The sequence below is a fragment of the Microvirga terrestris genome, from assembly GCF_015694425.1.
Taxonomy (GTDB): Bacteria; Pseudomonadota; Alphaproteobacteria; order Rhizobiales; family Beijerinckiaceae; genus Microvirga; species Microvirga terrestris.
Map to the genome: position 1 here is coordinate 55,166 of NZ_JADQDN010000003.1, position 14,458 is coordinate 69,623.

Genomic DNA, 14,458 nt, shown 5'->3' on the forward strand with positions numbered 1-14,458 from the left:
GGAGGTTTGCTTGAATCAGATTCCGCTCCGCAAGCTGTCCGAACTCAAACCTCAGGCCTCTTCCCTCGATCGTCTCGAACTGGCATCCCGTGACGAGCTGACTGCGTGGCAGCGCGAGCGTCTCGCCTGGTCCCTGCGCCATGCTTATGAGAACGTGCCGCACTACCGGGCGAAGTTCGACGCGGCGGGCGTTCATCCGGATGACTTCAAGGATATGAGCGACCTCGCTAAATTTCCCTTCACCACCAAGGCGGACCTGCGCGACAATTATCCCTTCGGCATGTTCGCCGTGCCTCAGGATCAGATCGCCCGCGTGCACGGCTCATCGGGCACCACCGGCAAGCCCACCGTGGTCGGCTATACGAAGCGCGACATCGACACCTGGGCCGATGTGATGGCCCGTTCGATCCGGGCGAGCGGCGCGTGTCCAGGCATGAAGGTGCATGTGGCCTACGGCTACGGCCTCTTCACCGGCGGGTTGGGCGCGCATTACGGCGCCGAGCGCCTCGGCTGCATGGTGATCCCCATGTCGGGCGGCATGACCGAGCGCCAGGTGCAGCTCATCCACGATTTCCAGCCCGATGTGATCATGGTCACGCCCTCCTACATGCTCGCGATCCTCGACGAGTTCCGCAAGCAGGGTCTCGACCCGCGTCAATCCTCGCTCAAGGTCGGCATCTTCGGTGCGGAGCCCTGGACGAACGCCATGCGGGCCGAAATCGAGGAGGCCTTCGACATCCATGCGGTGGACATCTATGGCCTCTCCGAAGTCATGGGTCCGGGCGTTGCCTGCGAGTGCATCGAGACCAAGGACGGCCTGCACATCTGGGAGGATCACTTCTACCCCGAGGTGATCCATCCGGTGACCGGCGAGGTGCTGCCGGACGGCGAGGAGGGCGAGCTCGTCTTCACCTCGCTCACCAAGGAGGCGATGCCCGTCATCCGCTACCGCACCCGCGACCTGACCCGCCTCATGCCCGGCACCGCGCGCACCATGCGGCGCATGGAGAAGGTCACGGGCCGCACCGACGACATGATGATCATCAGGGGCGTGAACGTCTTCCCCACCCAGATTGAGGAAAAGCTCCTGCAGATCCCGAGCCTGTCGGGCCACTACCAGATCGTGCTGACCCGCGAAGGACGCATGGACCATATGGAGATCAAGGTCGAGATCCGGCCTGAGGCCGACTACCCTGAAACCCGCAAGGCGGCCGCCGACCGCTTGGGACAGGCGATTAAGGATACCATCGGCATCACGGCTCAGGTAAACGTCCTCGACCCTGAAGGGATCGAGCGCTCGCTGGGCAAGGCGAAGCGCGTGATCGACGGCAGACCGAAAGAATAGACAAGCCCATGGCCCGCACCCGCGCCACAGACTACGACGACAAGCGCCGGGCGATCCTCGATCGCTCGGCCGAACTCTTTGCCGAGCATGGCTATGACCGCGCCTCCATGAGCAAGATCGCCGAGGCCTGCGGGGTCTCGAAGGCGAACCTCTACCATTACTACCGGGACAAGGAGGAACTGCTGTTCGACATGATCCGTTTTCACCTGGAGGAATTGCTCGAAGTGGTGGAGGCGGCCGACCGGCCGGATCTGGCTGCCGGGCCCCGTCTCAAGGAGCTGGTCGCGGCCCTGCTGGAGGCTTACCGCGATGCAGACGCCCAGCACAATGTGCAGATCAACGGCCTGCGCCTGCTGCCCGCCGACCGGCAGACGGAGCTCAAAGCCATGGAGCGCGAGCTGGTTAAAATCTTCTCTGACGCGGTGGCCGGCGTCGCGCCGCAGCTGAAAGGCACCGAGCTGCTCAAGCCTGTAACCATGTCGCTCTTCGGCATGATCAACTGGCATTATCTCTGGTTCAAAAGCACTGGAGAGGTGACGCGGGCCGATTATGCGGAGCTCGTGTCCCAGCTGATCGTAGACGGAACGCGCAATCTCTATGCAGAACCCGCATCGGCATCACGGCGGATTACAGCTGCGGAATAGTACACAGACAAGCCTGCAAAGGTCGCTGATTACTGCAAAGAGACCTGTTCACCCATCTCATGCGATGCATCCCTCGGAGCAACGAGTCCGAACCTTGAGAGGATCGGATGGACGATGCCCTGCCAGCGGGCTAAAAGAACCTCCCTGCCCTTCTGGCGCAAACCGTATTTCCGGTGTTGGGCGAAATGATCCGATGTGCTGCTGCCGAAACTATCGGCAACGCGCGGATACCAGTAGTTCACGGATGCCTGGGCATCGGTCCTGTCGTGACCTTTCTCCAACGCCACCCGCAGCCCATGTTCACCAAGTTCCGCATGGCGTTTCTCGATGGCAAGGATGGCCGCGAGAGTGTCGGCAAAGGGCTGATAGGAGCCGTTCGTCAGTTCTTCGAGTTGCACGACGGTTGCCTGCCCCATCAGGCAGTTCATCACCACCGCATCAATCCAGCCATTGATCGGATAGTGAAACACGTTAAGCCGCATGTCGCCGTCCATGCGGCGCGTACCGAGATTGACGCTGCGGTCGAGACGGGACGACCAGGGATGCGCACCCACATACTGATCCATGTTGGCCCCGAACTGCTCCATCAGTCCGAGAACCTGCCTGGCATGATCAAGTTTCTGCAGGACGATGTGCGTGGCCGTGATTCGTTCCTTCAGCCCCGGCGCGAGATTGATGCAATCGGCAAAGCCTGAGGCGCCAGCCATCTCAGAATCGACAAAAATCGACATCAGGCGCATGAGCTCCGCGCGATAGCGGGGCGTCACGTTGTCGGGTGCGCTCAGGCGGCCGCCACCGGCCACGAAGCCGACAAGACCTTCTTCATCGACCATGGCGCACCTCCTCGGTCACTTGTCGAAATCGACCAGGATCCTGTCACTCACCGGATAGCTCTGGCAGGTCAGGATGTAGCCCCGAGCGATTTCGTAATCCTCCAGGGCGAAGTTTGCATCCATGTCGACCTCGCCCTCAACCAGCATCGCCCGGCAGGTGGAGCATACGCCACCCTTGCAGGCATAGGGAAGCTCGAGACCTTCCTGGGTGGCCGCATCGAGCACCGACGCGGTGCCCTTCTCGAACGACAGGGTTCGGGCGCGCCCGTCGATGACGATGGTAGCCTCGCAGAGATCCTTGTGGTTCCTGGCCTGCTCTTCTTCGGACGTACGCGGGCGGCGGCTTGGCGTGGATGTGGCGAAGAGCTCGAACTTGATCTTGCGCTTGTCGAGGCCGTGCTCCTCGAGGCTTTTCGCAACGCCCAGCATCATGTCCTGCGGCCCGCAGATGAAGGCGGTGTCTATGGTGGACGCGTCAACCCAATGCTCCAGGAGCTGGTCGCACTTCTCCTTGGTCAGGCGGCCGTTGAACAGATCGATGTCCTGCTGCTCGCGGCTGAGGATATGAATGAGGCTGAAGCGCTCCAGATGCTCGTTCTTGAGATCCTCCAGCTCCTCGCGAAACATGATGGAGCTCGATGCACGGTTGCCGTAGAACAGGGTGAAGGATGATTGCGGCTCGGATAGAAGCGTCGTCTTGATGATGCTCAGCAGCGGCGTGATCCCGCTGCCCGCCGCAAAGCCCACGAAGTGCCTTTTCTGCGTACGATCGAGGGGCACGAAAAAGTTGCCCATCGGCGGCATGGCCTCGATCACATGGCCGGGCGCCAGTTGCTCGCTCACCCAGTTCGAGAACACGCCGCCGGCGATCTTCTTGATGCCGACCCGCAGCCTGCCCTCCATGGGGGCTGCGCAGATGGAATAGGACCGCCGGACCTCGTCGCCGTCGATGGTGGTGCGCAGGGTCAGGTATTGCCCCGGCGAGAAGCTGAACGCCTCCTTGTGCTCATCCGGCACGTCGAGCGTGAGGATGATGGCGTCGCGCGTCTCGCGCCTGACATCGGCAACGGTCACGGGGTAGAACTTTGTCATGGAGCGTCCGCTCGTTTCAGATGCACTTGAAGTAATCGAAAGGCTCAAGGCAATCGTCGCACCGGTACTGAGCCTTGCAGGGCGTCGAGCCGAACTCGCTGATGCGCGATGTGTTCTCGGATTTGCAGCGTGGGCAGGCGATCGTCAGCGGCTTGCGCAGCAGGCGGTCGAAGACCGACGGTCCTCCCGCGCTCTCGACTGGCGGCGCGATGCCGTAGGCTTCGAGCTTGCGCCGTCCAGCCTCACTGATCCAGTCCGTGGTCCAAGGTGGCGAGAGCCGGCGCTCGACGCGCAGGCGATCAAGTCCCCTCGCTCGCAGCGCTGCCTCGATGTCGAGCGCGATGACGCTCGTTGCAGGACAACCCGAATAGGTGGGCGTGATCGCTACGACGAGTTCGTCGCCGGACCATTGCACATCGCGGATGATGCCGAGATCCATGACGGAGACGGCAGGCACTTCCGGGTCGGGAACTTCTTCCAGCCAGGTTCTGATCTGCTCCAGATCCGGCCGCGTCAGGCTGCCCGTCATCGCCGCCTCCTACCACGTTGCGTTGGGATAGGCCCGCTGCAGGAACTGGAGATCCGCCAGGATGTAGCCGAGGTGCTCGGAATGCATGCCCCGCTTGCCGCCTCGCTGCGCCCATCCGGGCTGCGGCAAGGTAAGCGTCGCTTCCTCGGCGGTTGACCGCATCAGGCCGAGCCACGGCTCGTGCAGGGATGCGAGATCGGGACCGATGCCTTCGCGCATCATGGCCTGGTCCACCTCGTCGGACTCGAACATCTCGCCCGTGTACATCCAGAGGTCGTCGATGGCCGCCTGCATGCGGCGATGGCTCTCTTCCGTTCCGTCGCCGAGGCGCAGGATCCAATCACGACTGCGCTCGAGATGATAGGTGACCTCCTTGAGCCCTTTGGCGGCGATCTCGGCAATGCGCGCATCCTTCGAGCCCGTGAGTTCCCGCAGCAGCAGGTAGTGCCAGGCGTCGAAGTGAAACTGGCGCGCCATGGTGGCGGCGAAGTTGCCGTTGGGCTGCTCGACGAGCAGGAGATTGCGGAAGTCGCGGGCATCGCGCAGATAGGCGAGCTTGTCGGCGTCGCGCCCCTTGCCCTCGATCTCTCCTGCTAGGTTCAACCAAAGCTGCGTCTGCCCGATGAGATCGAGTGCCACGTTGGACAGCGCCAAATCTTCTTCCAACGCGGGCGAATGCCCGCACCATTCCGACAGGCGGTGCCCGAGGATCAGGGCGTTGTCGCCAAGGCGCAGCAGATACTCGAAGAGAACCTCCTGCCCGCTCATCACATATGCCCCAGCTCTTCGGGGATCTCGTAGAAGGTCGGGTGCCGGTAGACCTTGCTGTTGGCCGGATCGAACAGCGGACCCTTCTCGCTCGGGGAGCTCGCGGCAATGTCGGAGGCGCGCACCACCCAGATGCTCACGCCCTCGTTGCGGCGCGTATAGACGTCGCGCGCATTCATGATCGCCATCTCGGCATCGGGCGCATGCAGGCTGCCCACATGGCGATGGGCGAGTCCGTGCTGGCTGCGGATGAACACTTCCCAGAGAGGCCATTCTTTTTTGTCGGTCATCGTTGCTCTCCCGCTCACGCCGCCTTGGCTTTGGCGCGCGCCGCCTTCTTAGCCGCATAGGCATCGGCGGCTTCGCGCACCCATTGGCCCTCTTCGTAGGCCTTGACCCGCGTGCGCAGGCGCTGGCGGTTGCAGGGGCCATTGCCGGCGACCACCTGATAGAACTCGTTCCAGTCGACTTCGCCGAAATCGTAGTGCTCGCTCTCGGCGTTCCACTTGAGATCTGGATCGGGCACGGTAAGGCCGAGATATTCCGCTTGCGGCACCGTCTGGTCGACAAACTTCTGGCGCAGCTCGTCGTTCGAGTTGATCTTGATCTTCCAGCGCATGGATTGGGCGCTGTGCACCGACTCGGCGTCGGACGGGCCGAACATCATCAGGGACGGCCACCACCAGCGGTTCAGCGCATCCTGCGCCATCGCCTTCTGCTCGGGCGTGCCGCGCGCGAGCTTGGTCATGATGTCGTAGCCCTGGCGCTGGTGGAAACTCTCCTCCTTGCAGATGCGGACCATGGCGCGGGAATATGGGCCGTAGGAGCAGCGCTGCAGCGGCACCTGATTCATGATCGCGGCCCCGTCGACGAGCCAACCGATGGCCCCGATATCGGCCCAGGTGAGCGTCGGATAATTGAAGATGCTCGAATACTTGGCCTTGCCGCTGTTGAGCTGCTCCATGAGCTCGTCGCGGCTCACGCCCAGCGTCTCGGCAGCGCAGTAGAGATAAAGGCCATGGCCCGCCTCGTCCTGTACCTTGGCGAGCAGGATGGCCTTGCGCTCCAGGGTCGGCGCGCGGGTTATCCAGTTGCCCTCGGGCTGCATGCCGATGATCTCGGAATGGGCATGCTGGGAGATCTGCCGGATCAGAGTCTTGCGGTAGGCCTCCGGCATCCACTCCTTTGGCTCGATCTTGATGTTCTGATCGACGCGGTCCTGGAATGCGCGCTCCTCGGGAGACATCTCCTCCTTGGACTGGATGTGGTCGACGCCCGTCTTCACCATCTGTGCGTACACGGCGCTTCTCCCTAACCTTTGTTGCCTCGTTTCCTCTGCAGCCCGTTAACGCTCGCAAGGCAGCAATTTTCCATGCGCCAAAGGCAAGACGTCAGGCAGCATGCCTCGAGGATGGGCGGCTGCTTATTCAATATGTCACAAAAAATAGTTTATTCAAGATTTTCTTGTAACATATCTTTCAGCTGGCCTGCGATTTTGTGAGCGGTTGGATCGCAGCAAACCGTTGCTGAAAATCCTGATCAACAGGGGGAAGCGGGCCCTGATCGTTCTGAGCGTGGCTGTCGATCCACTGCTCGGCGGCGGGAAGCAGCGTCTTGTAGATCGTGCCGCAAAGGGTGCGGGCGGCCGCCCCAGCCCAGGGGGTCGGGAGGAGCTCCTGGGGCAACAACGGGTCCTTCAGAACGGCCCGGCGGTAGTCGTGGATCAGGAGGATGCGAACAAGAAGGGCATCAAGGCTGCTGAACCGGGCGCCGCTCTCGAGAGCTTGAAGAGTTCCCGCATAGGTATCGACGAAGCGGCGGTAGCGCCCCTCAATGCTCTCCAGGGGCCAGGCGCGCTCTGCCAGCCGCCGGGCAGTCGGCAGATCCGCTGGGCTCGCCGAGAGGCGGAGGATTCCCTCCCTTCCGACCGAGGATCCCGCAGGGGCGATGAGCAGGTCCGGCCCAAGGGCGCCATAACCGGCCTCGGACAGTTCCGCCCGCAGGGTGCCCCGGTCCTGGCCGTTGTCGCGCAGAAGGAGGTCAAAGGAACCATGCCAAGTCTGGGGCGGGTCGGCATAGATCCGTTGCGTCGCCTGGGCGAAGGCCTCCTGCCCCTGCGCCGTGAGTTGGTAATAGCTGTTGCGGCCGACCTTCCAGCGCTCGAACCAGCCTTCCGACACAAGGCGCGACAGGGCCGTCCTCACCAGGGTATCGCTGATGCGGAAGGCCCGCATGATCTCGTGGAGTGAAGACAGGGACAAGACCCCGCCCCTCGGCACGATCGCATCCCCAAAGACCGTCACGATCAGCGAGCCCGCTCGGATGGGTGTCCGCTCGTGAAACCGATCCAGGAGGGATTCGACAAACGCGGCCATTCAAGCCAACTCCGTTCCTTCAAGAGCGCGGCGGTCGTCGCCTCTAATGCCCATTTCGCCCTAACCTATTCACGCTTCCTCAGCCCCTGTCGACCCCAGAGCCACAGGAGGCAATATCCCAAAATTTCTTGACTAACCGACCGGTCGGTTAATAATGCCGATGAGGGTGCAGCTCCGCTTGAGCCGCCTGTCACTCCATTCCTGAAGGTGTCCAGATGAGACTTGAAAGCTTCGTTTGCGGACGTTGGATGTCACCGGGGCAGGAGCTGGCGGAGGTTCGCAGCGCCGTGACGGGCGACGTGGTCGCCGAGGTCGCCAGCGGCGGTCTCGATATGGGCGAAGTGCTGTCCTATGCCCGGCAGGTCGGCGGTCCCAACCTGCGGCGGCTGACCTTCCATCAGCGCGCCGAGCTTCTGAAAGCTCTTGCCATCTATCTGTCAGAGCGCAAGGAGCAGCTCTACACGCTCTCCTACCAGACCGGCACCACGCGATCGGACAATTTTATCGACGTGGATGGCGGCATCGGCACGCTCTTCGTCTATGCTTCCAAGGGCCGTCGCGAGCTGCCCAACTCCACCTTCCTGCTGGACGGCGCTGTCGAGCCGCTCTCCAAGGGCGGCAGCTTCGTCGGCCAGCATGTGATGGCGCCCCTGGCCGGGGTTGCCGTCCACATCAACGCCTTCAATTTCCCCTGCTGGGGCATGCTCGAAAAGCTCGCTCCGGCGATCCTCGCCGGCGTACCAGTGGTGACGAAGCCCGCGACGATCACCTCCTACGTGGCGCATGCCCTCGTCCGCATGATCGCCGAGTCCCGCATTCTGCCTGAGGGCGTACTCCAGTGCGTCGTCGGGTCCACAGGCGATTTGTTCGATCATCTGACCTGTCAGGACGTGGTCTCCTTCACCGGCTCGGCGGACACGGCCCAGAAGCTGCAGCGGCATCCGGTGATCGCCCGCGAGTCGGTTCGCTTCATCGCGGAGCGTGACTCGCTCAACGCTGCTATCCTTGCGCCTGATGCTGGCCCCGGCACACCGGAATTCGACCTCTTCATCAAGGAGGTCGCGAAGGAAATGACGGTCAAGGCTGGGCAGAAATGCACCGCCATCCGCCGCGCCATCGCGCCGAACGCTCATGTTCCTGCCGTGATCGAAGCCCTGCGCGAGCGCCTGTCCAAAATTAAGGTCGGCAATCCGGAGCTTGAGAACGTCCGCATGGGCCCGGTCGTTGGCCTCGGCCAGCGTCGGGACGTGCTGGCGCAGGTGGCCAAGCTGCGGAGCGAGGCTGACATCGTCGTCGGCGATCAGGATAATTTTACGGTCGAGGGCGCGGACCGCGAGCGCGGCGCCTTCATCCCTCCGCTTCTGCTGCATTGCCCTGATCCGATCCGCGCCACCAATGTGCACAGCGTCGAGGCCTTCGGCCCGGTGTGCACCGTCATGGGCTATGACGGTCTCGATCAGGGCATCGCCCTCGCCAATCGCGGCGACGGCAGCCTTGTTGCCTCCGTCTATACGTACGATCCTGCGGTGGCATGCGACCTTGTCTTCGGCGTCGGGGCCTTTCATGGCCGCCTCGTGCTGATCGACCGGGACTGCGCCAAGGAGCAGACCGGCCACGGCTCGCCCATGCCGCACATGGTCCATGGCGGACCGGGACGCGCCGGCGGCGGTGAGGAGCTCGGGGGCATGCGCGGCGTGCATCATTACATGCAGCGCACGGCCTTGCAGGGCTCACCCGCGATGCTGTCGCGCGTCACGCAGAACTGGATCAAAGGTGCTCCGATGGTTCAGGAGGGGCGGCATCCCTTCCGCTACCATTTCGAAGATCTCGCCATCGGCCAGACCTTCATCTCGAAGGAACGCACGATCACGCTTGAGGACATCGAGCATTTTGCCGAATTCACCGGCGATACCTTCTATGCCCACATGAGCGAGGAGGCCACGAAGGACCATCCGTTCTTCCCCGGCCGCGTCGCCCATGGCTATCTGCTTTTGTCCTTCGCGGCCGGGCTCTTCGTCGATCCGGATCTGGGGCCGGTCCTGGCCAATTACGGCCTCGATTCCTTGCGTTTCCTCAAGCCTGTGCAGCCGGGCGAGACGATCAAGGTTCGGTTGACGGCGAAATCAAAGTCGCCGCGCAACGAGCAGTATGGCGAGGTGCGCTGGGACGTGGAGATCACCACCGACAAGGGCGAGACTGTCGCGACCTACGATCTCCTCACCATGAACGCGGTGCGGTCGTGATTGAAGAAGTCTGGTAGCGCATACCACTTACCATGAGATAAGACTGGTATCCGCCGCATCGTCACGGCTGGTAGCGGATATCAGAAGAAGAATGTTTGGGGGAATCAATGTCCACGTTCGACCAAGCCACCGCGGAGCGCATGCTCGCGGATGTTTTCGCACATTGGATCCAGGATCTCCACCTCGCTATCGAGAGCCTCAGCCCTGAGGGCGCGGTTCTGCGGATGCCCTTCTCGGAAAGGCTGTGCCGCGACAACGGCGTGGTCTGCGGACAGGCTCTCATGAGTCTGGCCGACACCGCCATGGTGTTTGCGGTCTCCTCGGCTGGAGGCGCCTATCGCCCCATGACCACGGTGGATCAGACCACGCACTTCCTTCGGCCTGCAGCGAGCACGGATGTGCTGGCGGACGCGAAGGTCGTTCGGCTTGGGCGCACCATGGCGTTTGGCAGCGTGACGCTCACGACTGTAGGCGACAGTCGGCCCGTCGCCATCGCGCAGCTCGCCTACGCGCTGCTGCCTGACAGCAAATAGAATCAGCGCCATTCAGAACGGCAGCGCCACGCTGGTCTTGATCTCCTTCAGGATCACGTTGGTGCGCACATAGCGGATGCCGGGCAGGCGGAACATGAATTCGTCGAGGAATGCGTTGTAAGCCTTCATGTCGCGCACCACGACCCGCAGGTGGTAATCGGCGTCGCCCGTCGTGGCGAAGCATTCCAGCACCTCGGCGCGTTCTGTTACACGTGAAACAAATTCATCGACGAATTTTGCGTCGTGCCGTTCGAGGGACACATGCAGGATCGCCGATGTGGCGAACCCCGCCTGTTCCCGGTTCACCAAGGCCGAGTAGCCGGTGATCACCCCGGCCTCTTCCAAGGCCCGAACGCGCCGCCAGCAGGCGGAGGTGGACATGCCCACGTCCTCGGCCAGCTGCTGGTTGGTGGTGCGCCCCTCCTTCTGCAGCTGGACCAGAATATGCTCGTCCTGTTTCTCCAGCATGGCGCCCTCCTGTTGGTAATTTTTACCAGATATAGCGCCAAGATATATAACATCTACCACGAACCAGCCTTACCGAGGAACAAAGAGAAAGCACCTACCAGCCGTTCGGGACTACCATAGTTAGCCAGAATAGAGCTCTCTCCTTGAGGTCAGGCTGATGACAGGCGTTCCGTCCCTCGACGATTACCGGCTCTCCGACCGCTACGCCCGGGAGACCGGCCGGGTGTTCCTCACCGGCACGCAGGCCATCATCCGCATCGTCCTCGATCAGGCCAAGCGCGACCGGTTGGCCGGCCTCAACACGGCAGGCTTTGTCTCAGGCTATCGCGGCTCGCCGCTCGGCGGCGTCGATCTCGAGCTCTGGCGCGTGAAGGAGCAGCTGAAGGAACACAGGATTGAGTTCCTGCCCGCCGTCAACGAGGATCTTGCGGCCACCGCCGTGCTGGGCTCGCAGCAGGTGGAGACCGATCCGAACAGGCAGGTCGAGGGCGTTTTCGGCCTCTGGTACGGCAAGGGCCCCGGCGTCGACCGCTCCGGCGATGCGCTGAAGCACGGCAACGCCTATGGCTCCTCGCCCCATGGCGGCGTGCTGGTGGTGGCGGGCGACGACCATGGCTGCGTGTCCTCGTCGATGCCGCACCAATCCGATGTCGCGTTCATGAGCTGGTTCATGCCGACGCTCCATCCCGCGAGCGTCGCCGAGTATCTCGAGTTCGGCGAATACGGCTATGCGCTGAGTCGCTTCACCGGCATGTGGGTCGGCTTCAAGGCCGTGTCGGAGATCGTGGAATCCGGCCTCTCCGTCGAGCTGCACCCGCCGCGCCGGTTCAGCGAACCCGAATTCACGCCGCCTCCGGGAGGCCTGCATTATCGCTGGCCGGATCTGCCGGGGCCGCAGATCGAGGAGCGCATGGAGGCGAAGAAGCACGCCGTCTATGCCTTCGCCAAGGCCAACCCGATCGACCGGCGCATCTACGACATTCGCGATGCCTCCTACGGCATCGTCACGGCCGGCAAGGCGCATCTCGACCTGATGGAAGCCCTGCGCCTCATCGGCCTCGACGAGGTCGCCTGCCGCCGGCATGGCATCGACATCTACAAGGTCGGCATGGTGTGGCCGCTGCCGCTGCACGACGCCATGGAATTCGTGAAAGGCAAGCGCGAGATCCTCGTGGTCGAGGAAAAGCGCGGCATCATCGAGAGCCAGTTCAAGGAATACTTTTACGACTATCCCGGCTCCAAGCCGGAGCGCATGGTCGGCAAGCACGACGAGACCGGCGAGCGGCTCATTCCGTGGACGGGCGAACTCACCCCGCGCTTCCTCGCCGGCGTTCTGGCCAAGCGCCTCGATCCCATCTTCGCCGATCTCAACCTTGCCCAGCGCGTGGCCGCCCTGTCGCCGGATCCGGAGCGCGTGATCACTGTTCCGGGCGCGACGCGCACGCCCTATTTCTGCTCCGGCTGCCCGCACAACACCTCGACCAAGGTGGCGGAAGGATCAAAAGCGCTCGCGGGCATCGGCTGCCATTTCATGGCGAGCTGGATGGATCGCGAGACCTCGTCGCTGATCCAGATGGGTGGCGAAGGCGTGAACTGGGCGGCCTCGTCCAAGTTCACCGGCCAGGGCCACATCTTCCAGAATCTCGGCGAGGGCACCTATTACCATTCGGGCTCCATGGCGATCCGGCAGGCTATCGCGGCGGGGGCCAACATCACCTACAAGATCCTGTTCAACGACGCGGTCGCCATGACCGGCGGCCAGCCGGTGGATGGGCCGATCAGCGTCTATGCCATTGCCCACAGCGTACGCGCGGAAGGTGTTGAGCGCATCGCGCTCGTGTCGGACGATCCTGACAAATTCATTCCTGCCGATCTGCCGAAAGGCGTGACGATCCACCCCCGCGAGGACCTCGACGGGGTGCAGAAGGAATTGCGCGACATCTCAGGTGTCACGGTGCTGATCTACGAGCAGACCTGCGCGACCGAGAAGCGCCGCCGCCGCAAGCGCGGCCAGATGGAGGATCCCAAGCGCTTCGCCATGATCAATGATCTCGTCTGCGAGGGCTGCGGCGATTGCTCGGTGGCGTCGAACTGCCTGAGCGTCGAGCCGAAGGAGACGCCCTTCGGGCGCAAGCGCAAGATCAACCTCTCCACCTGCAACAAGGACTTTTCCTGCCTCGAGGGATTCTGCCCGAGCTTCGTGACGGTGGAAGGCGCGACGCGCAAAGCGAAGACCACATCCGGTTTCGATGCGCACGCCAGGGCCGCCTCGCTCCCCTCACCCGTTCTTCCTGCGCTCGACAAGCCGTTCGATCTGCTCGTTACCGGCGTCGGCGGCACGGGCGTCGTCACGATTGGCGCACTCATCAGTATGTCGGCACATCTTGAAGGCCGCGGCGTGTCGGTGCTCGACTTCACGGGCTTCGCGCAGAAGTTCGGGCCGGTGCTGAGCTATCTGCGCATCGCCACCAATCCCGGCGAGCTGAACCAAGTGCGCATCGACCAGGGTGCGGCGGATGCGCTCATCGGCTGCGATCTTGTGGTCAGCTCCTCGCCCAAGGCTTCCGGCACCTATCGACACGGCACGCGGGCCGTGATGAACACGGCCGAGATGCCAACCGGCGACGTGGTGCGCTTCCGCGATGCGGATCTCGCCAGCCGCACGCGCCTGCGCGCCATCGAGCGCGTCATCGGCCAGGGTAACATGGCGACGGTCAATGCCAATGTGCTGGCCGAGACGCTGCTCGGCGACACGGTCTTCGCCAACGTGATGATGCTGGGCTTTGCCTGGCAGCAGGGGCTCGTGCCGGTCTCGTTCGACGCCCTGTCGCGCGCTATCGAACTCAACGGCGTGGCCGTCGAGCGCAACCGACAGGCCTTCGCCTGGGGCCGTCTGCTCAGCGCTGCTCCGGATGTCGTCCATGAGATCGCCAACGACGAGCCGGACGAGCCGGAGACGCTGGATCAGGTGATCGCGCGGCGGGCCGCGTTCCTCACCGATTATCAGGATGCGCTCTATGCCGGCCGTTACGAGATGATGGTGGCGCGGGTGCGCAAGGCTGAATCCGCGCTCGATTCCGAGGCGCTCACCGATGCGGTGGCGCGCTCATTGTTCAAGCTCATGGCCTACAAGGACGAGTATGAGGTCGCGCGCCTTCACATGGAAACCGGCTTCCTCGACAAGCTGCAGCAGGAATTCGACGGCGATTTCACGGTGAAGTACCATCTGGCGCCGCCGCTCCTGTCGTCAAAGCTCGATGCGCGGGGCCGCCCGAAGAAGCGTGCCTTCGGCCAATGGATCCAGACGCCCATGCGCGTATTGGCCCGGATGAAGATCGTTCGCGGCACACCCTTCGACATCTTCGGCTATACGGCCGAGCGGCGCACGGAGCGCGCGCTGATCGGGTGGTACGAGGCCCAGGTCGAGCGCATTCTCGAGAGCGTCGACGCGCAGCACCCCGCCAGCCTGCTGGCGATCGCGAAAGCCCCGATGGACATCCGCGGCTACGGCCCCATGAAGGAAGCGGCCATCCACAAGGTGCAGGCCGAGGTGGAGCGACTGTGGGCGCGTCTGGTGGAGCAGCCGGAGGTGATCGACATTCGGCCGCGCGAGGCTGCTCACGCGTAG

The 14,458-nt window shown here is 63.1% G+C and carries 13 protein-coding genes; 5 read left to right on the forward strand and 8 right to left on the reverse strand.

Features of this window, described 5'->3' with window-relative positions:
• Positions 1-10 precede the first annotated feature (10 nt).
• Both paaK and I2H36_RS07305 read left to right on the forward strand, forming a co-directional pair.
• Complete coding sequence (gene paaK / locus I2H36_RS07300) at positions 11-1,345, forward strand: phenylacetate--CoA ligase PaaK (RefSeq protein ID WP_196263237.1); 1,335 nt, start codon at positions 11-13, stop codon at positions 1,343-1,345.
• Between the two features lie 8 nt (positions 1,346-1,353).
• Positions 1,354-1,989: a TetR/AcrR family transcriptional regulator gene (locus tag I2H36_RS07305; protein WP_196263238.1), complete on the forward strand. Its 636-nt coding sequence runs from the start codon at positions 1,354-1,356 to the stop codon at positions 1,987-1,989.
• A gap of 29 nt (positions 1,990-2,018) precedes the next feature.
• Here I2H36_RS07305 and I2H36_RS07310 read toward each other — a convergent pair whose 3' ends face one another.
• The 7 genes from I2H36_RS07310 to I2H36_RS07340 all read right to left on the reverse strand — a co-directional run bounded on the left by I2H36_RS07310 (position 2,019) and on the right by I2H36_RS07340 (position 7,586).
• A complete protein-coding gene (locus I2H36_RS07310; RefSeq protein ID WP_196263239.1) occupies positions 2,019-2,822 on the reverse strand; it encodes a Phenylacetic acid catabolic protein in 804 nt (267 codons plus the stop codon).
• Between the two features lie 15 nt (positions 2,823-2,837).
• Entirely contained in the window at positions 2,838-3,914 is a 1,077-nt protein-coding gene (gene paaE / locus I2H36_RS07315; RefSeq protein WP_196263240.1) for a 1,2-phenylacetyl-CoA epoxidase subunit PaaE, read from the reverse strand.
• 16 nt (positions 3,915-3,930) lie between these two features.
• Complete coding sequence (gene paaD, locus I2H36_RS07320; RefSeq protein ID WP_196263241.1) at positions 3,931-4,443, reverse strand: 1,2-phenylacetyl-CoA epoxidase subunit PaaD; 513 nt, start codon at positions 4,441-4,443, stop codon at positions 3,931-3,933.
• 9 nt (positions 4,444-4,452) lie between these two features.
• Positions 4,453-5,211, reverse strand: a complete 759-nt coding sequence (gene paaC, locus I2H36_RS07325; RefSeq protein ID WP_196263242.1) for a 1,2-phenylacetyl-CoA epoxidase subunit PaaC — start codon at positions 5,209-5,211, stop codon at positions 4,453-4,455.
• Positions 5,211-5,501, reverse strand: a complete 291-nt coding sequence (paaB, locus tag I2H36_RS07330; RefSeq protein WP_036358944.1) for a 1,2-phenylacetyl-CoA epoxidase subunit PaaB — start codon at positions 5,499-5,501, stop codon at positions 5,211-5,213. The genes paaC and paaB overlap by 1 nt, the downstream gene beginning before the upstream one ends.
• Positions 5,502-5,515: 14 nt before the next feature.
• Positions 5,516-6,511 (reverse strand): 1,2-phenylacetyl-CoA epoxidase subunit PaaA, encoded by a 996-nt coding sequence (gene paaA / locus I2H36_RS07335; RefSeq protein ID WP_196263243.1) that lies wholly within the window; start codon positions 6,509-6,511, stop codon positions 5,516-5,518.
• A gap of 178 nt (positions 6,512-6,689) precedes the next feature.
• On the reverse strand, positions 6,690-7,586 hold the full coding sequence (locus I2H36_RS07340; RefSeq protein WP_196263244.1) for a PaaX family transcriptional regulator C-terminal domain-containing protein: 897 nt from the start codon (positions 7,584-7,586) through the stop codon (positions 6,690-6,692).
• A gap of 215 nt (positions 7,587-7,801) precedes the next feature.
• Here I2H36_RS07340 and paaZ point away from each other — a divergent pair, with 215 nt between their 5' ends.
• Complete coding sequence (gene paaZ, locus I2H36_RS07345) at positions 7,802-9,829, forward strand: phenylacetic acid degradation bifunctional protein PaaZ (protein ID WP_196263245.1); 2,028 nt, start codon at positions 7,802-7,804, stop codon at positions 9,827-9,829.
• Between the two features lie 107 nt (positions 9,830-9,936).
• Positions 9,937-10,362 (forward strand): PaaI family thioesterase, encoded by a 426-nt coding sequence (locus I2H36_RS07350; RefSeq protein ID WP_196263246.1) that lies wholly within the window; start codon positions 9,937-9,939, stop codon positions 10,360-10,362.
• Positions 10,363-10,374: 12 nt separating this feature from the next.
• On the opposite strand, the gene I2H36_RS07355 is transcribed toward I2H36_RS07350, so the two are convergent.
• Positions 10,375-10,830: an Lrp/AsnC family transcriptional regulator gene (locus I2H36_RS07355; RefSeq protein ID WP_196263247.1), complete on the reverse strand. Its 456-nt coding sequence runs from the start codon at positions 10,828-10,830 to the stop codon at positions 10,375-10,377.
• Between the two features lie 157 nt (positions 10,831-10,987).
• Here I2H36_RS07355 and I2H36_RS07360 point away from each other — a divergent pair, with 157 nt between their 5' ends.
• On the forward strand, positions 10,988-14,458 hold the full coding sequence (locus I2H36_RS07360) for an indolepyruvate ferredoxin oxidoreductase family protein (RefSeq protein WP_196263248.1): 3,471 nt from the start codon (positions 10,988-10,990) through the stop codon (positions 14,456-14,458).